At 56.9% G+C, this 22,630-nt stretch carries 21 protein-coding genes; 14 read left to right on the top strand and 7 right to left on the bottom strand.

The window, feature by feature from the left end; genetic code table 11:
* Positions 1–32: 32 nt before the first annotated feature.
* Genes RMS95_RS10700 through RMS95_RS10680 form a run of 5 tightly spaced genes read right to left on the bottom strand, consistent with a single transcriptional unit; the run spans position 33 to position 3,607 of the window.
* On the bottom strand, positions 33–818 hold the full coding sequence (locus RMS95_RS10700) for a peptidylprolyl isomerase (protein ID WP_310646028.1): 786 nt from the start codon (positions 816–818) through the stop codon (positions 33–35).
* Positions 819–828: 10 nt separating this feature from the next.
* On the bottom strand, positions 829–1,104 hold the full coding sequence (locus tag RMS95_RS10695) for a BolA family protein (RefSeq protein ID WP_310646026.1): 276 nt from the start codon (positions 1,102–1,104) through the stop codon (positions 829–831).
* Positions 1,101–1,646 (bottom strand): septation protein A, encoded by a 546-nt coding sequence (locus tag RMS95_RS10690; protein ID WP_310646024.1) that lies wholly within the window; start codon positions 1,644–1,646, stop codon positions 1,101–1,103. Before RMS95_RS10690 ends, RMS95_RS10695 begins: the two co-directional genes overlap by 4 nt.
* Positions 1,647–1,655: 9 nt before the next feature.
* Positions 1,656–2,063: a peptide-methionine (R)-S-oxide reductase MsrB gene (gene msrB / locus RMS95_RS10685; RefSeq protein WP_310646022.1), complete on the bottom strand. Its 408-nt coding sequence runs from the start codon at positions 2,061–2,063 to the stop codon at positions 1,656–1,658.
* Positions 2,060–3,607, bottom strand: a complete 1,548-nt coding sequence (locus RMS95_RS10680; RefSeq protein ID WP_310646021.1) for a protein adenylyltransferase SelO family protein — start codon at positions 3,605–3,607, stop codon at positions 2,060–2,062. Before RMS95_RS10680 ends, msrB begins: the two co-directional genes overlap by 4 nt.
* 133 nt (positions 3,608–3,740) lie before the next feature.
* Here RMS95_RS10680 and RMS95_RS10675 point away from each other — a divergent pair, with 133 nt between their 5' ends.
* The 13 genes from RMS95_RS10675 to RMS95_RS10615 all read left to right on the top strand — a co-directional run bounded on the left by RMS95_RS10675 (position 3,741) and on the right by RMS95_RS10615 (position 19,310).
* A complete protein-coding gene (locus tag RMS95_RS10675) occupies positions 3,741–5,384 on the top strand; it encodes a 3-(methylthio)propionyl-CoA ligase (protein ID WP_310646019.1) in 1,644 nt (547 codons plus the stop codon).
* A gap of 109 nt (positions 5,385–5,493) precedes the next feature.
* Positions 5,494–6,726 (top strand): branched-chain amino acid ABC transporter substrate-binding protein, encoded by a 1,233-nt coding sequence (locus RMS95_RS10670; protein WP_310646017.1) that lies wholly within the window; start codon positions 5,494–5,496, stop codon positions 6,724–6,726.
* A 79-nt stretch (positions 6,727–6,805) separates the two neighbouring features.
* Entirely contained in the window at positions 6,806–7,840 is a 1,035-nt protein-coding gene (locus tag RMS95_RS10665; protein ID WP_310646015.1) for a branched-chain amino acid ABC transporter permease, read from the top strand.
* A gap of 3 nt (positions 7,841–7,843) precedes the next feature.
* Positions 7,844–9,142 carry a branched-chain amino acid ABC transporter permease gene (locus RMS95_RS10660; RefSeq protein WP_310646014.1) on the top strand — a complete coding sequence of 433 codons (1,299 nt, stop codon included), beginning with the start codon at positions 7,844–7,846 and terminating at the stop codon, positions 9,140–9,142.
* Positions 9,139–9,903, top strand: a complete 765-nt coding sequence (locus tag RMS95_RS10655; protein WP_310646012.1) for an ABC transporter ATP-binding protein — start codon at positions 9,139–9,141, stop codon at positions 9,901–9,903. Before RMS95_RS10660 ends, RMS95_RS10655 begins: the two co-directional genes overlap by 4 nt.
* 31 nt (positions 9,904–9,934) lie before the next feature.
* Positions 9,935–10,630 carry an ABC transporter ATP-binding protein gene (locus tag RMS95_RS10650; protein WP_310646010.1) on the top strand — a complete coding sequence of 232 codons (696 nt, stop codon included), beginning with the start codon at positions 9,935–9,937 and terminating at the stop codon, positions 10,628–10,630.
* 62 nt (positions 10,631–10,692) lie between these two features.
* A complete protein-coding gene (locus RMS95_RS10645; protein WP_310646008.1) occupies positions 10,693–12,792 on the top strand; it encodes a 3-hydroxyacyl-CoA dehydrogenase NAD-binding domain-containing protein in 2,100 nt (699 codons plus the stop codon).
* 20 nt (positions 12,793–12,812) lie between these two features.
* Positions 12,813–13,988, top strand: coding sequence for an acetyl-CoA C-acyltransferase (locus RMS95_RS10640; RefSeq protein ID WP_310646006.1), 1,176 nt, complete (start codon positions 12,813–12,815; stop codon positions 13,986–13,988).
* Between the two features lie 77 nt (positions 13,989–14,065).
* Positions 14,066–15,919, top strand: coding sequence for an acyl-CoA dehydrogenase (locus tag RMS95_RS10635; protein WP_310646004.1), 1,854 nt, complete (start codon positions 14,066–14,068; stop codon positions 15,917–15,919).
* Positions 15,920–15,950: 31 nt separating this feature from the next.
* Positions 15,951–16,394 (top strand): PaaI family thioesterase, encoded by a 444-nt coding sequence (locus RMS95_RS10630; RefSeq protein WP_310646002.1) that lies wholly within the window; start codon positions 15,951–15,953, stop codon positions 16,392–16,394.
* 36 nt (positions 16,395–16,430) lie between these two features.
* Positions 16,431–17,453, top strand: a complete 1,023-nt coding sequence (locus tag RMS95_RS10625; RefSeq protein ID WP_310646000.1) for an NADP-dependent oxidoreductase — start codon at positions 16,431–16,433, stop codon at positions 17,451–17,453.
* A gap of 22 nt (positions 17,454–17,475) precedes the next feature.
* Positions 17,476–18,408 (top strand): glutathione S-transferase family protein, encoded by a 933-nt coding sequence (locus RMS95_RS10620; RefSeq protein ID WP_310645999.1) that lies wholly within the window; start codon positions 17,476–17,478, stop codon positions 18,406–18,408.
* Positions 18,408–19,310 carry an SDR family oxidoreductase gene (locus RMS95_RS10615; protein ID WP_310645997.1) on the top strand — a complete coding sequence of 301 codons (903 nt, stop codon included), beginning with the start codon at positions 18,408–18,410 and terminating at the stop codon, positions 19,308–19,310. The genes RMS95_RS10620 and RMS95_RS10615 overlap by 1 nt, the downstream gene beginning before the upstream one ends.
* Positions 19,311–19,357: 47 nt before the next feature.
* Here RMS95_RS10615 and RMS95_RS10610 read toward each other — a convergent pair whose 3' ends face one another.
* Entirely contained in the window at positions 19,358–19,576 is a 219-nt protein-coding gene (locus RMS95_RS10610; RefSeq protein WP_310645996.1) for a hypothetical protein, read from the bottom strand.
* A gap of 221 nt (positions 19,577–19,797) precedes the next feature.
* Entirely contained in the window at positions 19,798–20,148 is a 351-nt protein-coding gene (locus RMS95_RS10605; protein ID WP_310645994.1) for a hypothetical protein, read from the bottom strand.
* 113 nt (positions 20,149–20,261) lie between these two features.
* On the opposite strand from RMS95_RS10605, the gene RMS95_RS10600 reads away from it, so the two are divergent.
* Complete coding sequence (locus RMS95_RS10600; protein WP_310645992.1) at positions 20,262–22,619, top strand: Tex family protein; 2,358 nt, start codon at positions 20,262–20,264, stop codon at positions 22,617–22,619.
* Positions 22,620–22,630 lie beyond the last annotated feature (11 nt).

The following is a 22,630-nucleotide window of genomic DNA, read 5'->3' as shown; positions in this document are numbered from 1 at the left end:
GAAGGCCGCTGTGTGTATGGCGCAAAGGTGAATTATTCGACCTTGGCTTTGGCGCGCAATTCTTGCTGGAAAGCGGCCATGCGTTGCTGTGTCATTTGTTGGGTGATTTGAGGCTTCACTTCTTCCAACTTGGGCAACTGGGCTTCACGCACGTCGTCCAAACGGATGATGTGGAAACCAAATTGGCTCTTCACCGCGGCGGGTGTTGTTTCGCCTTTGTTCAAAGCCACCATGGCGTCCGAGAACTCTTTGACGAAGTTGCCTGCCGCCGCCCAGTCCAAATCGCCACCATTGGCACCTGAGCCTGGGTCTTTGGACATCTTCTTGGCCAAGTCTTCAAACTTAGCGCCTTTTTTCAGGCTGGCGTAGACGGCCTTGGCTTGGTCTTCGGTTTCCACCAAGATGTGGCGTGCGCGGTACTCTTTACCGCCGTTGGCAGCCACGAATTTGTCGTATTCAGCTTGCACGTCTGCATCGGTCACAGCGGCTGTTTTTTGGTATTCGGCGAACAACTCGCGGATCAGAATCGTTTGACGGGCCAGTTCGATTTGAGCTTTGTAATCGTCAGTCGCATCCAAGCCGCGCTTTTGGGCTTCTTGCATGAAGATTTCGCGGGCAATGACTTCTTCTTTGACCTGGGCTTCCACCTCAGGTGTGATCGGACGACCCGAGCGAGCGACTTGCTGCATCAGGGCCTCAACGCGTGTCTTGGGCACAGCTTTGCCATTGACGATGGCGATGTTTTGCGCAGAAGCGCCCATGCTCAATGCAGTCAGCGCGGCGGCGGCAACAGCGGTCCAAATCATTTGTTTTTTCATGTCAGGGGTCTCAATCCGGTTGGGTTTCGATGACTTCGATGGCCAAAGCGTGCAAGCCTTGGTCTATGAATTCTTGCAATGCATCATACACAAGGCGATGGCGCGAAACCCGTGATTTACCTGTGAAAACGTCGCTTTGGATACGTACCCGAAAGTGGGTACCTTGACCCGTGCCATCGGCCCCTGCATGGCCTGCATGGGCAGCACTTTCGTCCAAAACTTCAACAAAAGCGGGCGAAAGGCGTTCTTGTAATCGCTGCGTCAGCGCTTGTGCAGAGATATTCATGGCTTATCTTCAGGCGCTTCTTGCACAAAGCGGCTCATGTACATCCCTTGAATCACCACAAACACGAGCATCAAGCCCAAACCGCCAAAGAGTTTGAAGCTCACCCACGTGTCGGTGTCAAAGTGATTGGCCACCCACAAGTTAAGACATCCCATGACCGCAAAGAAGCATGCCCAGCTGTGCAGCAAAACAAGCCATGCGTGGGGTGGTAATTCAATTTGTGCGCCCATCAGTTGGCGCAAAAAGTTGCGCTTGAACACGTAATGGCCCACCCATAAAGCACTGCCCATCAACCAGTACAAGACGGTGGGTTTCCATTTGATGAAGGTTTCGTCTTGGGTCAACAGCGTGGCGCCGCCAAACACCACGATGACGCCAAGGCTCACCCATTGCATGGGCTCTACCAACCCGTTTTTGCGCCACAACCAAGCAATTTGTCCCAAGGTGGCAACGATGGCAACGGCCGTGGCCGCCATGATGCCAAACGCTTTGAAGGTGCCAAAAAACAAAATAATTGGGAAAAAGTCGAGCAGTAATTTCATAGAGCGGGTTCAGTCTTTGGGCACGAAGTCTAACGAGGCCGAGTTCATGCAATAGCGCAAGCCTGTGGGGGCAGGGCCGTCGTTGAACACATGGCCGAGGTGCGCCTCGCATTGGGAACACACGGTTTCAACACGGGTCATACCGTGGCTGGTGTCCCGGTGTTCGGTGATGGCACTGGCATCCGCAGCGGTGTGAAAACTCGGCCAGCCGCAACCCGCATCAAACTTGGTGTCGGCTTCGAAGAGTTTGTTGCCGCAACAAATGCAGTGGTAAGTGCCTGCGGCCCAGTGGTCTTCGTATTTGCCCGTGAAAGGGCGCTCCGTGGCGGCTTTGCGGGTCACTTCAAAGGCCAAAGGTTCGGCATGTTTAGCGGCCAGCAGTTCGCGCCATTCTTGTTCGGTTTTGGGTGTGGTCATGAGGAACAACTGATTTCAATAGATGACGCCCATTCTGGCGCAAGACCGGCCCAAGCTTCAAAGGCCGGATGTTCATCAAACGGGTGATGCAGCACGTCACACAGGTCTTGCACCATCGCAAAGTCGCCAGTTTTGGCTTGCCGAATGGCCAATTCCCCCAAATGGTTGCGCAGAATAAATTTAGGGTTCACCTGCAACATGGCCTGACTTCGGGCTGCGCGTGATGTGGCCACCCCTTCGCCCGTGCCGCTGGCCGTGTGGTCGAGGTCTAAGCGGGCGAGATATTGCGTGAGCCATTGATCCAACACCTCGCGGTGCAAGAACAAATCGCGCACGGGGTCGAAGGCGTGTGCCAAGGTGGTCGATTCCCCCACGGCGTGGCTGAGGCGACGCCAAAAAACGGTGTAGTCCACACGGTCTTGGTGCATGGCTTTGAGCAAGGTTTCCACCAGACCGCGGTCGCCGTCGTTGGCCGTTTGCAAGCCGAGTTTGGCGCGCATGCGCGCATCCAGCGCAGCGGGAAAAGCTTCTTTGTAACTTTCTAAAGCAGCCAAGGCTGGGGCTTGTTCGTCAATGAGCGGCATCAGGGCTTGGCCCAAACAGAATAAATTCCAATACGCGACTTGTGGCTGACGCGCATAGGCATAGCGCCCTTGGTGGTCCGAGTGGTTGCAAATGTGGCTGGGGTCAAAGGCGTCTAAAAATTGGAAAGGTCCGTAATCGAGCGTCAGTCCAAGCACACTCATGTTGTCGGTGTTCATCACCCCATGGCAAAAGCCCACGGCTTGCCATTGCGCCATCAGTGCCGCCGTGCTTTGTGTGACGGCGTGCAACAGCCCTGTGTAGCGCTCAGGGCCTTGCAACGCCTGCAAACTGGGCAGGTGCTGGGCCACCACCGCATCAGCCAGCGCTCGAAGTTCGTCGGTCTGACCGTTGGAGGCGAAGTGTTCAAAGTGTCCAAAACGCACAAAACTTGGCGCAGTGCGGGTCACCACAGCGGCGGTTTCGACCTCTTCGCGACGCACAAACCCGGGTGAACCCGTCACACAAAGTGCGCGAGTGGTGGCGACGCCTAAGCCATGCATGGCTTCGCTGGCCAAATACTCGCGAATGCTGGAGCGCAACAGGGCGCGTCCATCGCCACGGCGTGAGTAGGGCGTCGGTCCTGCGCCTTTGAGTTGCAGGGTTTGGGGACCCAAAGGGGTGTCGATGTCCCCTAAACTCAAGGCACGTCCGTCGCCCAATTGCCCCGCCCATTGCCCGAATTGATGCCCGCTGTACACACTCGCATAGGGGGCGCTACCCGCTAAAACCAAGTTGCCGGTCAGCGCCTGAAGGGTTTCTGGGTGCGTCCAAAAATCACGGGGCAAACCCAAATCGCTCCGCAACAGTTCGTTACGCGCCACCCAATGTGCGGCTGGCAAGGCCGTGGGTGCGGTGGGCGTCGCAAACTGGGGGCCAAGCTGGGTCAAACCCGATGCGTTGGCAGGTCGCCACGGCAGGTCAAGCGGTGCCACAAAAGAGTCGGGGTCGGCGTAAGTCATCGATGAATTGTCTAGGGTATTCCATAGGCTTGTTTTTCGTAGGCCATCCCGAAATCGTCAAAAACTCTGGGCACAATGGATTCACAAAAAGCACGATCGTGCGAAAAATTATCGTTTGACAGGAGTTCCCCCCATGCTGGGTTTGATGCAAGACCAACCTTTGTTGATTTCAAACATGATCGAGTACGCCGATCGCCACCACGGCGATGGCGAAGTCGTGTCGCGCCGCGTGGAAGGCGACATCCATCGTTACACCTGGTCTGACGTGGCGCGTCGTTCGCGCCAAGTGGCCAATGCGTTAGATGGCATGAATTTGGCCTTCAGCGACCGCATCGCCACTTTGGCTTGGAACGGCTACCGCCATCTGGAGTTGTACTTTGGCGTCAGCGGCAGTGGCCGTGTGCTGCACACCATCAACCCCCGTTTGCACCCCGACCAAATCGCGTGGATCACCAACCACGCCGAAGACCAAGTGTTGTGTTTTGACATGACGTTCTTGCCCATCATTCAAGCCGTGCACAGCAAATGCCCGACCGTCAAACAGTGGATTGCGCTGTGCGATGCTGACAAACTGCCCGCCGACACCGGCATTCCCGGCTTGATGAGCTACGAGTCTTGGATGGGCCAGCAAGCGACCACCTACACCTGGCCCGTGTTTGACGAAAACTCGGCTTCCAGCATGTGCTATACCAGCGGCACCACAGGCAACCCCAAAGCGGCGTTGTACAGCCACCGCTCGACCACCTTGCACGCTTATGCTGCCGCCATGCCGGACGTGATGTGCATTTCCGCACGTGATGCCATCTTGCCCGTTGTGCCCATGTTCCACGTCAACGCGTGGGGCATTCCTTACAGCGCGGCGTTGACGGGCGCTAAGCTGGTGTTCCCAGGCTCGGGCATGGACGGCAAGTCGATTTATGAATTGATTGAGGGGGAAGGCGTGACCTTTGCTGCCGGTGTGCCCACCGTCTGGCAAATGTTGCTCACGCACATGAAGCCACAAGGTTTGCGTTTCTCCAAATTGAACCGTACCGTCATTGGCGGCTCAGCCTGTCCACCGGCCATGATCAACGCCTTCCGCGACGACTACAACGTCGAGGTCTTGCATGCTTGGGGCATGACCGAAATGAGTCCTTTGGGCACGCTTTGCACTTTGAAAAACAAGCACCTGAACCTGCCCAAAGACGAGCAAATGAAAATTTTGCTCAAACAAGGCCGCGCCATTTACGGCGTGGACATGAAGATCATCGATGACGCTGGCCACGAACAACCGCACGACGGCAAAGCCTATGGCGATTTGTTGGTGCGCGGCCCGTGGGTCGTGGCCAACTATTACAAAGGTGAGGGCGGCAGCCCGTTGGTGAAAGACGCCAATGGTTTGGAATGGTTCCCCACCGGCGATGTGGCCACCATCGACGCCGATGGCTTCATGCAAATCACCGATCGCAGCAAAGACGTCATCAAGTCAGGCGGCGAATGGATCAGCTCCATCGACATCGAAAACATTGCCGTGGCGCATCCCGCCGTGCTGATGGCTGCTTGCATTGGCGTGAAGCACCCCAAGTGGGACGAGCGCCCCATCGTGGTGGTGGTGAAAAAGCCAGATGGCCAAGTGACGCGCGAAGAATTGCTGCATTTTTACGAAGGTAAAACCGCGAAATGGCAGATCCCCGATGACGTGGTGTTTGTTGACAGCATTCCCATCGGCGCAACGGGCAAGCTGCTCAAAACCAAACTGCGTGAGCAACTCAAAGACTACGTGTTGCCCACCCTTTAAAAGGCTGTTTTCAGTCACACGCGAGATAGTGTCTAGGGCAATCCCTTGCGTGTGCTGAAAACAAACCTTGTACGCTTTCACTGGCATTAAAACTTCTAAGGAGACAACCATGAAATTTGCACGCAACCTCATCGCCACCGCCGTCTTGGTGACCGCTGGCGTCTCAGCTTTTGCGCAAGCTGGCGAGACAGTCAAAATTGGCTGGATCGATCCACTCTCCGGTTTGATGGGCCCCGTTGGCTCCAACCAAATCAAGTCGTTCCAGTTTTTCGCTGAAAAATTCAATGCGACCAACCCCGCCAAGGTCAAGTTTGAAATGGTGCCGTTCGACAACAAGCTCAGCCCCGCTGAAAGCTTGAACGCCCTCAAAGCCGCCATGGACCAAGGTGTGCGCTACATCGTGCAAGGCAACGGCTCTTCGGTCGCGGGTGCCTTGATCGAAGCGGTCAACAAACACAACGAGCGCAACCCCGGCAAGGAAATCTTGTTCCTGAACTACGCCGCCGTGGACCCTGACTTCACCAACAGCAAGTGCAGCTACTGGCACTTCCGCTTTGATGCCGACACCTCCATGAAGATGGAAGCGTTGACCACCTTCATGGCCGATCAAAAAGACGTGAAGAAAGTCTATTTGCTCAACCAAAACTATTCGCACGGCCACCAAGTCGCCAAGTACGCGAAAGAGAACTTGGCCCGCAAGCGTCCTGATGTGCAAATCGTCGGTGAAGACCTGCACCCCTTGGCCCAAGTGCGCGACTTCGCACCGTACATTGCCAAGATCAAAGCGTCTGGCGCAGACACCGTGATCACAGGCAACTGGGGGTCGGACTTGGCTTTGCTGGTCAAAGCGGCCAACGAAGGCGGCTACACCGGCAAGTTCTACACCTACTACACCAGCGTGACGGGCACCCCCACCGCATTGGGCAAAGGTGGCGAAGGCCGTGTGTATCAAATTGGCTATGCCCACTACAACATGGGTGGTCAAAACGACAAATGGGCGGCTGAGTTCAATGCCAAGTTCAAAGACGACTTCTACACCAACGCCGTGGTGCATGTGTTCAACGCCTTGGGGCAATCGATGGCCAAAGCCAAATCGACCGACCCTGTCAAAGTGGCTGCAGCACTTGAAGGCATGAAGTTCAACAGTTTCAACGGCGAAGTTGAAATGCGCAAAGCCGACCACCAATTGCAGCAACCTTTGTATTTGGCCGTGTGGCAAAAGGCGGACAAAAAGTACCCCTACAGCCCAGAAAATACCGGCATGACATTGGCACCGGTGAAAACGTTTGAAGCTTATGTGGCCAGCACGCCCACCAGCTGCCAAATGAAACGACCCGGTTAAGCAAGCGGTCTATCGGTGACGGAGTGCCAAGTCCACTTGGCACTCCGTTTTGTCAGGTCTCGGGAGAACAGGTTCATACATGGAGTTTTTCTTCATCTCCATGCTCAACGGCATGAGCTACGGCTTGCTGTTGTTCATGCTCAGCTCAGGGTTGACGCTGATTTTCAGCATGATGGGTGTGCTTAACTTTGCACACGCCAGTTTTTACATGATTGGTGCCTACATTGGCTACACCCTCAACAGCGTTTTAGGCTTTTGGGTGGCCTTGTTGGTGGCACCGATTTTGGTCGGCGCTTTAGGCGCCATGTTCGAGCGCTTGTGTTTGCGCCGTGTTCACAAATTTGGGCATGTGCCTGAATTGTTGGTGACGTTTGGCTTGTCTTACATCGTGTTGGAAGTGGTGCAACTGGTCTGGGGCCGGACTGCGGTTGAGTTCGCACCGCCGCCATCGTTGCAAGGCCCAGCCTTCACATTGGTGCAAAACTCCTTGAATGGTTTGTCTTTGGTTTGGGGGGCCGCTGCGCCTGAACTGTGCAGTGCCGCAGATGCCGCTGTCCGTGTGGTCTGCTCGCCATTCCCTGCCACCCGTGGTTTCATGATGTTGGTGGCCTTGATGATGATGGTCGGCTTGTGGCTCTTGCTCAAGCGCACCCGCGTGGGCTTGGTGATTCAAGCGGCGTTGACACACCCAGAAGCCGTGGAAGCGTTGGGGCACAACGTGCCACGCGTTTTCATGATGGTCTTTGGTGTGGGCACCGGTTTGGCAGGTCTGGCGGGCGTGATTGGTGGCAGCACCTTTGTCACCGAGCCAGCCATGGCCGCAACCGTGGGCTCTGTGATCTTTGTGGTGGTGGTGGTCGGTGGCATGGGCTCTTTGGCCGGTGCGTTTTTGGCGTCTGTGCTGATTGGCGTGGTCCAGACCTTTGCCGTCGCGTTTGACAACTCACTCGTGTCGCTGATGCAAGGCTTTGGTTGGCAACTCAGCAGTGCGTTGCAAAACAACTCGATCTTGAAGCTCACGCTGTCACAGGTTGCGCCGATCTTGCCGTATCTGTTTTTGGTGTTGATTTTGATCTTCCGACCCAAGGGTCTGTTGGGCACTCGGGAGACTTGAGCCATGGCCTTGACCAAAACCCATTACGAATTCAAACCCTACAACGTGGCCCGTTGGGTCATTTGGAGTCTCTTTGCACTGCTCTTGGTGGTGTCACCCATGGTGTTCACCAGCAATTTGTCTGTGACCATGCTCACCCAGATGGGCATTGCCATGATCGCCTGCTTGTCCTACAACATGTTGTTGGGGCAGGGCGGCATGCTCAGTTTCGGCCATGCGGTGTACACCGGTCTGGGCGCTTACATCGCCATGCATGCGTTGAATGCGGCTAGCAGCGGAGGGCTGAACATTCCTGTCACCTTGGTCCCGTTGGTGGGCGGCCTAGGCGGTATGTTCTTTGCAGTGCTGTTTGGCTATGTAACCACACGCAAATCAGGCACCACCTTCGCCATGATCACCATGGGCGTGGGCGAGTTGGTGTTTGCCATGTCGCTGATGTTTTCGGAGTTCTTTGGCGGTGAAGCCGGTGTCTCGGGCAACCGTGTGATGGGTCAAGCGTTCATGGGCATCACCTACGGGCCACCTGTCCAGGTGTACTACCTCACCGCGGCCTACACGCTGGTGTGTGTGGCCTTGATGTACGCCTTCACCCGCACCCCGTTGGGGCGCATTTTGAATGCCGTGCGCGACAACCCAGAGCGTGTCGAGTTCATTGGCTACAACACCCAGCATGTGCGTTATTTGTCGTTCATCATTGCAGGCTTTTTCGCAGGCATTGCCGGTGGTTTGGCCTCGGTTAACTTTGAGATCGTCACGGCCGAGGTGGTCGGCGCAGGGCGTTCCGGCGCTTACCTGCTGTTCACCTTCTTAGGCGGCGCCACCTTCTTCTTCGGCCCCCTCATTGGGGCTGTGTTGATGGTGCTGGCGTTTGTGCTGCTGTCGGAGTTCACCAAAGCTTGGCTGCTGTATTTGGGCTTGGTGTTCTTGTTCATGGTGATGTTTGCGCCCGGCGGCATCGCAAGCTTGATCATGATGAACTTGCGCTTGGCTGCCTTTGGTCGCTTGCGGCAAATGTGGGTGGCCTACGTGGGGTTGGCCGTCACGGCCTTGATCGCGCTGGCAGGGGCTGCGGCCATGATTGAAATGGTCTACCACTTGCAACTCAACGCAGCGCTTGGCCCTGAATTGAAGTTTGCAGGCGTGCACCTCAACGCCGACTCGCTCAACAGCTGGTTTGGTTCTGCGTTTGTCATGCTCACCGGCTTGGGGCTGTTTGAGTTAGCCAGACGTCAATATGTGCACGATTGGGATGAGACGCAGGTGTTCATCGAAAAAGAAATCAAACGCCGGGAGGCCCTGTGATCGCCCTCGAACTCAAAGACGTCCGCAAGAACTTCGGCAAGACCGAAATCATCCGAGGCGTGAATTTAGCGGTGCAATCCGGTGAGCGCGTGGGCATCATTGGCCCCAACGGCGCCGGCAAATCCACCTTGTTCAACCTCATCAGTGGCAGGTTAGAGCCCAGCAGCGGTGAGATTTGGTTGGGTGACAACCGCATCGACCACAAAAAGCCTTTCGAGATCAACCGCTTGGGCTTGTCCCGCAGTTTTCAGATCACCAACATCTTCCCGAAGTTGAGTGTGTTTGAAAACTTGCGCTGTGCCGTGCTCTGGAAGCTGGGCTACAAGTACACCTTCTTCAAGTTCTTGGCCGATTTGGACGACGCCAACGATGCCGCTGACAAGCTGATGCATGAGATTCGTCTCGACAAAAAACGCGATGTGCTGGCCATGAACTTGACCTATGCCGAGCAACGCGCTTTGGAGATTGGCATCACCATCGCAGGCGGCGCGAACGTGATCTTGCTCGACGAGCCCACAGCGGGTATGAGCAAAAGCGAAACCAAGCGATTCATTCAACTCATCCGTGAAGTCACCGAAGGCAAAACCTTGTTGACCGTTGAGCACGACATGGGCGTGGTGTTTGGTTTGGCCGACAAGATCGCCGTGGTGGTGTACGGCGAAGTGATCGCCTTTGACACCCCTGAGGCTGTGCGCGCCAACGCCAAGGTGCAAGAGGCCTATTTGGGCTCTGCCGTGGCTGAATCCCAAGCCCACGGCTGACCGACGAACACGACCGCGCGAGAAACACCGCATGCTTCACATTGAAAATCTTCACGCGTTTTACGGCAAAAGCCATGTCTTGCATGGCGTGTCGTTCGACATCCAGCCCGGCGAAATTGTGTCGCTTTTGGGACGCAACGGTTCAGGCCGTTCTACCACCGCACGCAGCATCATGGGCTTGGTCGATTGCAAGGGCCACATCGACTGGAAAGGGCAATCTATCCTCGATAAAAAGGCCTACCAAATTGCACATTTGGGCATCGGTTATGTGCCTGAAAGCCGCGATATTTTCCCAACTTTGACCGTGCATCAAAACTTGCTGCTGGGTCAAAAGGGCAAGGGCGAAGGCAGCCGCTGGTCCTTCGACGACATGTACGCCATGTTCCCTCGTCTCAAAGAGCGCGAACACACGGAAGCTGGCGTGATGTCAGGCGGCGAGCAGCAAATGCTCACCCTCTGCCGCACCCTCATGGGCGACCCTGATCTGATCATCATTGACGAACCCACCGAAGGCTTGGCGCCCAAGATTGTGGAGTTGGTCGGCCAGTATTTACAGACGCTCAAAGCACGCGGCATTTCCGTGCTGCTGATTGAGCAAAAACTCACCATCGCCATGGACATTTCTGACCGCGTGTTGGTCATGGGCCACGGCAGCATTGTGTTCACAGGCACACCCGCTGAACTGAAAGCAGACGCGTATACCCGACGCGAATGGCTTGAAGTTTGATCTAGAATAAAAAATAGAACGACCGTTCTTTTTTCCTTTCATTGCTCCAACAAGGAACCCGCATGAGTGCAGACTACAAAGTTCACGGCGACGTGGCCGTGATTTCTCTCAACAACCCACCCGTCAATGGGTTGGGCTTGTCGACACGTCAAGCGATCGCTGACGGCGTGGCCAAAGCCTTGGCCGATGCCGCTGTCAAAGCCATCGTGGTGACCGGTGAGGGCACCGCTTTTTCGGGCGGCGCAGACATTCGTGAGTTTGGTTCTCCCAAAGCGATCCAAGAGCCCAACCTGTTGAGCGTGATCTCGGTCATCGAAAACAGCACCAAGCCCGTCGTGGCGGCCATTCACTCCGTCGCCATGGGCGGCGGTTTGGAATTGGCCCTCGGTTGCCACTACCGCATTGCCGCACCCGGTGCCAGCATTGCCTTGCCTGAAGTGAAGATTGGGTTGATCCCCGGCGCAGGTGGCACGCAACGTCTGCCACGCGTGTTGGGCGTCGAAGCCGCGCTGAACATGATCGTCAGCGGCGAAGCCATCAAGAGCGAAATGCTCGCCATGCTGCCTGGTCAAAAGCTGTTCGACCAAATGGCCGCATCCCCCGCCTCCTTGATGGACGAGGCTTTGGCCTTCGCCCGTTCGGTGGCCGATGTGCGCCCCTTGCCCCGCGTGCGTGACTTGCCTTGCAAGCACCCCCAAGGCGATGCGTACTTCCAGTTCACACGCAACATGGTCAATGGCATGGCCAAAAATTACCCTGCGCCGCCCAAGTGCGTGGACGCCGTGCAAGCCGCCACCAAGAAAAAGTTCGACGACGGCATGGTTCTCGAGCGCGAAATCTTCACCAATCTGATGTGGACACCCGAGTGCCGCGCTTTGCGTCACTTGTTCACCTCACAACGTGCGGCCTCGAAGATTCCTGACGTTCCGAGCGACACGCCCACACGCGAGATCAAACAAGTCGCTGTGATTGGTGCAGGCACCATGGGTGGCGGTATCACCATGAACTTCTTGAACGCAGGCATCCCCGTCAAGATGCTCGAAACGAAGCAAGAAGCGCTGGACCGCGGCGTCGCCACGATCAAGAAAAACTACGAAGCCCAAGTCAAAAAGGGCAAGCTCAAAGAAGACAAATACGCGCAGCGTATGGCTTTGCTGACCACCACCTTGAGCTACGACGACATCAAAGACGCCGACATGGTGATTGAAGCTGTGTTTGAAGAAATGGGCGTCAAAGAGGCCGTCTTCAAACAACTCGACGCCGTGATGAAGCCCGGTGCCATCTTGGCCTCCAATACCTCCACACTCGACGTCAACCAAATCGCCAACTTCACCAAGCGTCCACAAGACGTGGTGGGCATGCACTTCTTTAGCCCTGCCAACGTGATGAAGCTGCTCGAAGTGGTGCGTGGCGCGGCCACGGCCAAAGATGTGCTGGCCACCGTCATGGCTGTGGCCAAGAAAATCAAGAAAACTGCCGTGGTGTCTGGCGTGTGCGATGGCTTCATCGGCAACCGCATGATTGAGCAGTACGGCCGTCAAGGCGGCTTCTTGCTCGAAGAAGGCTGCACCCCACAGCAAGTGGACAAAGCCATTGAAAAGTTTGGTTTCGCCATGGGCCCATTCCGCATGGGCGATTTGGCTGGCAACGACATTGGCTGGGCCATCCGCAAGCGTCGCTACCAAGAAAAACCCAACATGAAGTACAGCAAAACCGCTGACTTGTTGTGCGAAATGGGCCGCTATGGTCAAAAAACGGGCGCCGGCTGGTACGACTACCAAGCGGGCAAACGTGACGCCATCCCGAACAAAGAGGTGGAGGCCATGATCGTCAAGCACCGCGCCGACATGGGCATCACGGCTCGCAAGATCAGCGACGAAGAAATTGTTCAACGCTTGGTGTTCTCGCTCGTGAACGAAGCTGCGCACATCTTGGAAGAAGGCATTGCCTCCAAGGCCAGCGACATCGACATGGTCTACATCACCGGTTACGGCTTCCCCATCTACCGCGGTGGCCCGATGCTGTACGCCGACCAAATCGGCCTGTTCAACGTGGTGCAAGCCATGAACCGCTTTGCCACCAACCCCCTCGATGACGCCGAGTTCTGGAAACCAGCCCCGTTGCTGGCCAAACTCGTCGCCGAAGGCAAGACCTTCAACTGAAACCCAATTAAGGACACCTTATGACCAACGCTGTCATCGTTTCTACCGCACGCACCCCGCTCGCCAAGAGCTGGAAAGGTGCCTTCAACATGACCCACGGCGCCACGCTGGGCGGTCATGCCGTGAAACACGCCATCGCTCGCGCAGGCATCGACGCAGGTGAAGTCGAAGACGTCATCATGGGTTGTGCCAACCCCGAAGGGGCGACCGGCGCCAACATCGCACGTCAAATCGCGCTCATGGCCGATTGCCCCATTTCTGTGTCGGGTGTGACCGTCAACCGTTTTTGCTCGTCTGGTTTGCAAACCATCGCACTGGCCTCGCAACGCATCATTGCGGGTGAGGGCGATGTATATGTGGCGGGCGGCGTGGAGAGCATTTCATGCGTTCAGCAAGAGATGAACCAACACATGCTGGGCGACGTCAACTTGATGAAGAAAAAGCCAGAAATTTACTGGAACATGCTGCAAACCGCTGAGCAAGTGGCCAAACGCTACAACATCAGCCGCGACGTGATGGACGAGTACGGTGCAGGCAGCCAGCAAAAAGCCTGCGCTGCACAAGCCGCCGGTTTGTTTGACGCTGAAATTGCCCCCATCACGGTCTCCGCGGGTGTGATCGACAAAGTCATGGGCATGATGCACAAGCAAGTCACTGTGAGCCGCGACGAAGGCACCCGCGAGGGCACCACGGTTGAAGGCATTCGTGGGTTACGTTCTGCCATGCCCGGTGGCTTGGTCACCGCAGGCAACGCCAGCCAGTTCTCGGACGGCGCCGGCGCTTGCGTGGTGATGAGCGAAGAAATGGCGAGCAAACGTGGCTTGCAACCGCTGGGCCGTTTCCTCGGTTTCGCCGTTGCCGGTTGCGAGCCTGACGAAATGGGCATTGGCCCTGTCTACGCCGTGCCCAAGGTCTTGAAGCGCTTGGGCCTGACGGTCAATGACATCGACCTGTGGGAACTGAACGAAGCCTTCGCCGTGCAAGTGCTGTATTGCCGCGACAAGCTGGGCATTCCACACGACCGCTTGAACGTCAACGGTGGCGCGATTGCCTTGGGCCACCCCTATGGCGTGAGCGGCCAGCGTTTGACAGGCCATGCCTTGATTGAAGGCAAGCGCCGTGGCGCCAAGCGCGTTGCTGTGACCATGTGCATTGGTGGCGGCATGGGCGCTTGCGGCATTTTCGAAGTTTTGTAACTCGTTGACGTTGTCCAAAGGCCAAGGGTGGCGTGAGCCCTTGGCCTGTTCTTTCTCTAAACCCTGAGTGGTGTTGTATGACTTTGCGTTCCACGGTTGATTTTTTACTTCACGACTGGCTGCAAGTCAGCACCTTGAGTCAACGCGAACGCTTCGCTGACCACTCACGCGACACGTTTGATGCCGTGCTCGACACATGCGAGCGCATCGCCCGCGACAAATTTGCGCCGTTCAACCGCACGGTCGACATCGAAGAACCCCAATTTGACGGGGAGCAAGTGGTGCTGCCGCAAGCCACCTACGATGCCCGCGAAGCCTATGCGGCCTCCGGCATGTTGAGCGCCGCACAAGATTACGACATCGGTGGCATGCAGCTGCCCTACACGGTGGAGTCTGCGGCCAACGCCTTTTTTGCTTGCGCCTCGGTCAGCATTGGCGCAGGCATGTTGACCGTGGGCAATGCCAATTTGTTGATGGCGCACGGCACCGAGAAACAAAAAGAAGTCTTTGCCCTGAGAGAGTTCGCAGGCGATTGGGCGGGCACCATGTGCTTGTCTGAACCCCAAGCGGGCTCATCCTTGAGCGACATTGCCACCCGTGCCATGCCCGATGGCGATGCGTTTGAGGCCGACCCACTGGGCCCACGCTACCGCCTCAAAGGCAACAAGATGTGGATCTCAACGGGCGACCACGAACTCACCGAAAACATCGTTCATTTGGTGCTGGCCAAAATTCCAGGGCCGGATGGCAAAACCATCCCAGGTGTCAAAGGCATTTCGCTGTTTGTGGTACCTAAGAAACTGGTCGATGCGCAAGGCGCGATGACGGGTGAGCGCAATGACGTGGCGCTGGCTGGCTTGAACCACAAATGCGGCTGGCGTGGCACCGTCAACACGTTGCTCAACTTTGGCGAAGGCAAGTACCCCGTTCGCGGTGCAGGCCTCGACGGCAAGGGTGCTGGGGCCATTGGCTATCTTGTCGGCAAACCCGGCGAGGGCTTGCGCTGCATGTTCCACATGATGAATGAAGCACGCATTGGTGTGGGCATGGCCGCCACCATGCTGGGCTTGGCAGGCTATTACGCCTCCCTCGACTACGCCAAAACCCGCCCACAAGGTCGCCCCATGACCTCGGCTGGCAAAGACGCGGCATCGCCACAAGCGCGCATCATCGAACACGCGGACGTGAAACGCATGTTGCTGGCTCAAAAATCTTACGGCGAAGGCGCCTTGGCGCTGGAGTTGTACTGCGCTCGCTTGGTCGACGAGCAGCACACGGGTGACGCCGAGAGCGCCAACCAAGCCCGCTTGTTGCTCGAAGTGCTCACGCCCATCGCCAAGAGCTGGCCCAGCGAATGGTGTTTGGAAGCCAACTCACTCGCCATTCAAATTCATGGCGGCTACGGCTACACGCGCGATTACCCCGTGGAGCAATATTGGCGCGACAACCGCCTCAACATGATTCACGAAGGCACGCACGGCATTCAGGCCCTCGACTTGCTGGGCCGCAAAGTGCTGATGGAAGAAGGCAAGGGACTGTGGCTGCTGGCCGATCGCATCAACGTGACCGTCCAAAAAGCACTCGACGCCGACAACGCCCACGAAAACGTGGCTCGAACCGAACACGCCCATGCCTTGGCGCAAGCCTTGCAACGGGTGGGCCGAGCCACCAAAATGGCGTGGAGCAGCGGTGTGCCCAACGAAGCCTTGGCCAATGCCGTGCCCTACATGCAAGCCTTTGGCCACACCGTGCTCGCATGGATGTGGCTGGAAGTGGCCTTGGCCAGTGAAGGCGAGGGCGCTGCCAACGCGGGTCGCCGTGCCGCGGCGCAGTTCTTCTTCCATTACGAACTGCCCAAAATTGGCGCTTGGCTGAACGTGGTTGAAAGCCGCGACATGACCTGCGCCCAACTGTCCGAAGACGCGTTTTAAGCGCCTGCTCTTGTTTCAAGAAAGAACTCCTATGCAAGAAAGTTTTGGCGCCTACATTCCCTTTGTTGAACACCTTGGCTTTGAGATGGTGTTCTTTGACGACGGTCAATCCGAGTTGCGCTTCACCCCCGAACCCGAACACCTGAACTCGTTCAACGTCACCCACGGTGGTGCGGTGATGACGCTGCTTGACGTCACCTTGGCCACCGCTGCACGCAGCATCGACAAGGCTGTTGGCGTGGTGACCATTGAGATGAAAACCAGCTTCATGCAACCCGCACGCGGCACATTGACGGGCAAAGGCCGCTTGATTCACCGCACCCGCAGCATGGCCTTCACCGAGGGCACGGTCTTTGATGCCCAAGGGAATGCGTGCGCCCACGCCACCGGCACCTTCAAGTACGTGACCCGTGCGCCCAAGCACGAGGACGCGGAGCATCCTGCGCATCCCAGCCCAGAAATTTCGACCGATTAATTTTTCACGACACCACAACAACATCTCGGAGACAACATGACAGAAAACCAACAAATCGTGCTCGACAACCGCCCCCAAGGCGAAGCAACGACCAGCAACTTCAAGCTCCTGCACACGCAAACACCTGAACTGAAAGACAACGAAGTGCTGGTGCGCCACCACTACCTCAGCCTCGACCCGTACATGCGCGGTCGCATGAACGAGAGCAAAAGCTACGCCGTGCCCCAGCCTTTGGGCGAGGTCATGATCGGCGCCACCGTGGGCGAGGTCGTGGAGAGCCGTCATCCCAAATTCAACCCAGGCGACAAAGTCGTGGGCATGGGCGGTTGGCAGCTTTACAGCTTGGTCGACGGCAACGCGATCTCGAACGGCATGCTGCGCAAGGTCGACACCACCCATGTGTCGCTCTCTTATTACTTAGGCGCGGTCGGCATGCCCGGCGTGACGGCTTGGTACGGTTTGGTAAAAATCATCAATCCCAAAGCCGGTGAGACCGTCACCGTCAGCGCCGCCAGCGGTGCAGTGGGCAGCGCTTATGGCGCTTTGGCCAAAGCACGCGGCTGCCGCGTGGTCGGCATTGCGGGCGGCAAAGACAAATGTGATTACGTGGTCAACGAGCTCGGGTTTGACGCCTGCATCGACTACAAAGAGCACAAAGACTACATCTCGCTCTCCAAAGCCCTGCGCGAAGCCTGCCCCAATGGCATCGACGGTCACTTCGAAAACGTGGGCGGTATGGTGCTCGATGCTGTGATGTTGCGCACCAACGCGTTTGCCCGCATTGCGGTCTGCGGCATGATCGCCGGCTACGACGGCGCGCCCATCGGCATGACCAACCCCGCTCTGATTTTGGTCAACCGCATGCGTGTGGAAGGCTTCATCGTCAGCGAGCACATGGAGGTGTGGCCCGAAGCGCTGCAAGAACTGGGCAATTTGGTGGGCAGCGGCAAATTGCGCCCCCGTGAAACCGTGGCGCAAGGCTTGGCTGCCGCGCCCGAAGCATTTTTGGGTTTGCTGAAAGGTAAAAACTTCGGCAAGCAATTGGTCAAGTTGATTTGAGTTGACATCAACGATCGCTCGCATGGCCCCCATCATTCTTCACCACTACCCCCTGTCGCCGTTTGCTGAAAAAGTGCGGCTCATCTTGGGCTACAAACAACTCAGCTGGCAAAGCGTGCACATTCCGATGTACATGCCCAAGCCCGATGTGATCGCACTGACTGGCGGTCACCGCCGCACGCCGTTCATGCAAATTGGTGCAGACATTTATTGCGACAGCAACTTGATTGCCGATGTGTTGGAGCAAATCAAGCCCACGCCCACCTTGTACCCAGAGGCCGTCAAAGGTGCCGCCCGCATCGTGGCGCAATGGGCGGACACCTTGGTGTTTCCCGTGGCTATGGCTTACAACTTTCAACCCGCAGGTGCGGCCTATGTGTTGGCCAAATGGTCGCCCGAGGATGTGAAAGTGTTTGTGCAAGACCGCGCCACCATGCGCGGTGGCGCACCGCGCATGCCACCCGCTGACGCCATTGGCATGTACAAAAGCTACTTGCGCCGCTTATCCCACATGCTGGACCAACATCCGTTTTTGATGGGCGATGCGCCTTCGATCGCTGACTTTTCGGCCTACCACCCCACTTGGTACACCTTGCGCCAAGTGCCCTTGCTGGCCGACATCTTCAAGGCCACGCCGAACGTGCGCGATTGGCTGGAGCGCATGGAGAAGTTGGGCCACGGCACACACACCGATCTCAGCGCGACACAAGCACTGCAAATCGCGCACGACAGCCAGCCCGCGGATGTGTCGCAAGAGCCATTCATCGATCACCACGGCATCCCCTTGGGCAGCCAAGTGGTCATCACTGCTGAATCGTTCGGTTTAGAGCCGACGGCCGGCGAATTGGTCGCGGCCACCCGCACGCGCTACACCGTGCGCCGCACCGACGATCGCGCAGGCACCGTGCATGTGCATTTCCCACGCAATGGGTTTATTTTGAAAAAGGCGGACTGATGATTTCTAACTTCAAAGGCAAAACCGCCGTATTGACCGGCGCAGGCTCGGGCTTTGGCCTGGAGTGCGCCCGTATTGGTGCCAAGTTGGGCATGAACTTGGTGCTGGTCGATGTGCAAAAAGACGCACTCGACGCGGCCGAGGCCGAACTCAAAGCCACCGGCGTTCAAGTGCTGGCCCGTTTGGTCAACGTGGCTGACGCCGCGCAAATGCAAGCGCTGGCCCATGACGTGAAAGCCACCTTTGGCGCGCCCAACTTTGTGTTCAACAACGCGGGCGTGGGCGCAGGCGGCCTGATCTGGGAAAACACCCAAGCCGACTGGAACTGGGTGCTGGGTGTCAACGTGTGGGGCGTGGTGCACGGTGTGCGCTTGTTCACCCCCATGATGTTGGAGGCTGCAGCCAAAGACCCAAGTTTTCAGGGACACATCGTCAACACCGCCAGCATGGCCGGTTTGCTCACGCCGCCCAACATGGGCATTTACAACGTCAGCAAACATGCCGTGGTGGCGTTGACCGAAACGCTCTACCAAGACTTGAAGCTGGTCAACGACCAAATCAGTGCCAGCGTGTTGTGCCCTTACTTTGTGCCCACCGGCATCAGCCAAAGCCATCGCAACCGCCCAGCCGCTTTAGATGCCGAGCAACCGACCAAGAGTCAGTTGATTGGCCAAGCCATGAGCGACAAAGCGGTGAGCAGTGGCAAAGTGAGCGCAGCCGATGTGGCGCAAATGGTGTTTGACGCCGTTGCCGCCGATCAGTTCTATATCTACAGCCACCCGCAAGCGCTGGGTAATGTGCAAAGCCGCATGGAAGCCATCGTTCAGCAGCACAACCCACCAGACCCGTTCAAAGAACGGCCAGATTTGGGCGAAAAACTCAAGGCACAGCTGCGCGATTGAGTGAGGCATCGGTGTCTCCAAGGCCGCGCAAGTCGCGAACCTGTGGTTCAGTGAAAGTGGCCTTCGAAGCAGTGACGAACCTCATGGCCCAACACCGCATGGTCGGGGTTGGGTCCTGTCACGATGGTGCACTCGTGGGTGCTTTGTGACCATTTGGCACAGGCGACAGGGGTTCCGTTGAAGGCTTGATCCCGCCCTTTGTGCGCCTGCAAGCAGTACTCGGCGGCATCGGGCCGAACTTCCCAATTCAGTCTGACTTTGTTCATGATCCGCTTGTCATAAGTCATGGGGGTGAATTCGGCGTATTCCCATTTGGGAACGTTGTAGCAACCGCTCAATAAAAACGTGCAAAACAATGCAATTGACGAACTGCCAATTAATTTATTAAACTTTAGTACTATGTAATTCAAGATATCGCTATCTTAACGATTTTGAAAATGCTCCTGATTTTGAGTGTTGCAAGATCACCACGTTGTGGCGCCGTTCGTCAGTGGAAATGGCCTTCAAAGCAGTGACGAACCTCATGGCCGATGACAACATGGTCGGGATTGGGTGTCGTCACGATGGTGCATTCATTGGTGCTGCGCGACCAGATCGAGCAGGCTGCGACGGTCATCGCGGCATCGCGCTGATAGTCTTGCTGAACCCGCTGGCAATACGTCACGGCATCGTCTCGAACTTCCCAAGTGAGTTTGACCCGATTCATGATTCGCTTTTTTTCATCAAGTGGTGTGAATTGCGCATATTCGTTCGGTGAAATTTGTTTGCATCCTGATAAAAACAACAATACAAACATCGTCTCTAAGAAAGCTATACGTTTATTTGTTTTAAGCTTCATTAAGTACCTCTAAGTATTTCAATTTTAGAGATTGAAGCGTTTTTTGTTTTTAGGCGTAGATACATTTGCGGTATGGCAAACTTGCACGCTTTGCCAAGACAGACCAAAAGAACATGCAGAAAATCATGGGCCAGCTGGCCGCTGAAATCAAAATCCGCCCCGAGCAAGTCCGCGCTGCGGTTGAGTTGCTGGACGGTGGTGCCACCGTCCCGTTCATTGCGCGTTACCGCAAAGAAGTCACAGGCGGGTTGGACGACATTCAACTGCGCGAACTCGAAGCGCGCCTGAGCTACCTGCGCGAGCTGACCGATCGCCGCGCTGCCGTGATCAAGAGCATTCAAGAACAAGGCAAGCTCACCCCCGAAGTGCTGGCTGCCATCGAAGCTGCCCCGACCAAACAAGAGCTCGAAGACATTTACTTGCCCTACAAGCCTAAGCGCCGCACCAAAGGCATGATTGCCAAAGAAGCAGGCTTGGAGCCACTGGCCGACAAACTGTTTGCCGACCCCACGCTCAACCCCAATGTGGAAGCCGAAGCGTTCATCCTGCCTGCGGGCAAGATTGAAGGGGCCGACTTCACCACCGTTGCCGCGGTGCTGGACGGCGTACGCGACCTGTTGAGCGAGCGTTGGGCCGAAGACGCTGTGTTGGTGCAAGGCTTGCGCGAATGGCTGTGGACCGAAGGCTTATTCCGCAGCAAGCTCGCTGCAGGGAAAGACGAAAACAACCCCGATGTCGCCAAGTTCCGCGACTATTTTGAATACGACGAGCCCGTGGGCCGCGTGCCATCGCACCGCGCATTGGCTGTGTTCCGTGGCCGTGCCCTGGAAATGCTCGATGCCAAACTGGTGCTGCCCGTTGAGCCCGAACCCGGCAAGCCCAGCTTGGCCGAAGGCAAGATTGCTTTGCACCTTGGCTGGAGCTATTCCAGCAGAGCAGGGGACGACCTGATTCGCAAATGCGTGGCCTGGACGTGGCGCGTGAAACTCAGCCTCTCCACCGAGCGCGACTTGTTCACCCGCCTGCGTGAAGAAGCCGAGAAGGTGGCCATCAAAGTGTTTGCCGACAACTTGCGCGACTTGCTGCTGGCCGCACCCGCTGGCCCACGCGTGGTGATGGGCCTAGACCCAGGCATTCGCACCGGCGTGAAAGTGGCCGTGGTCGACGCCACGGGCAAGCTGGTGGAAACCTCCACCGTCTACCCCCACGAGCCTCGCAAAGATTGGGATGGCTCGCTCTACACCTTGGCCAAGCTGGCCGAGAAACACGGCGTGAACCTGATTGCCATTGGCAACGGCACAGCCAGCCGCGAGACCGACAAACTGGCGGGCGAGCTGATCAAACTCATGACCAAGCACGATGCCAGCAAGGTGATCGACAAAGTGGTGGTGAGTGAAGCCGGTGCATCGGTGTACAGCGCCAGTGAATATGCCAGCCAAGAAATGCCCGATGTGGACGTGAGCCTGCGCGGCGCAGCCAGCATTGCGCGCCGCTTGCAAGACCCCTTGGCCGAGCTGGTGAAGATTGACCCCAAATCCATCGGCGTGGGCCAGTACCAACACGATGTGAACCAAAGCGAACTCGCACGCACGCTTGAAGCAGTGGTGGAAGACTGCGTGAACAAAGTGGGGGTGGACCTCAATACGGCCAGCGTGCCGCTGCTCACACGCGTGTCGGGCCTGAGCACCACCACCGCCAAAGCCGTGGTGCGTTGGCGCGAAGCCAACGGCGCGTTTGCCAACCGTCAGCAGTTGCTCAAGGTCACAGGCTTAGGCGCGAAAACGTTTGAGCAAAGCGCAGGCTTCTTGCGCATCCGTGATGGCGACAACCCGCTAGACATGACCGCTGTTCACCCCGAAACCTACCCCGTGGTCGAGCGCATCATGGCGCAAACCGGCAAGCCTGTGGCCGAGCTGATGGGCCGTGCTGACATGCTCAAAACCTTGAAGCCCGAGCTGTTGGCCAACGACACCGTGGGCGTGATCACCGTCAAAGACATCTTGAGTGAACTCGAAAAGCCAGGCCGCGATCCGCGCCCCGACTTCAAAGTGGCCAAGCTGCAAGACGGCGTGGAAGACATCAAAGACCTGAAGGTCGACATGGTGCTCGAAGGCACGGTCAGCAACGTGGCGGCCTTTGGCGCGTTTGTCGACTTGGGCGTGCACCAAGACGGCTTGATTCATGTGAGCCAACTCAGCAACAAGTTCATCACCGACGCCCGCGAAGTGGTGAAAACAGGCGACATCATCAAAGTCAAAGTGCTGGAAGTGGATGTGGCCCGCAAGCGCATCAGCCTGACCATGAAGATGGACGCTGCGCCTGCGCGTAAAGACGGGCCGCGCGATAACCGCTTTGAGCATGCAGGACGGGATAACCGCCAACGCGGTGGGGGAAGCTACAGCTCGGCGCCGGTGGCAGCGGGCTCGGCCATGGCGAGTGCGTTTGCCAAATTGCAAGGTTTGAAGAAGTAAGACGAAGGCCG

This window comes from Limnohabitans sp., from assembly GCF_031539175.1.
In the GTDB taxonomy this organism is placed as follows: Bacteria; Pseudomonadota; Gammaproteobacteria; order Burkholderiales; family Burkholderiaceae_C; genus Limnohabitans.
The sequence above is the reverse complement of the archived record's forward strand: the minus strand, read 5'-3'. Positions and strand labels throughout refer to the sequence as shown.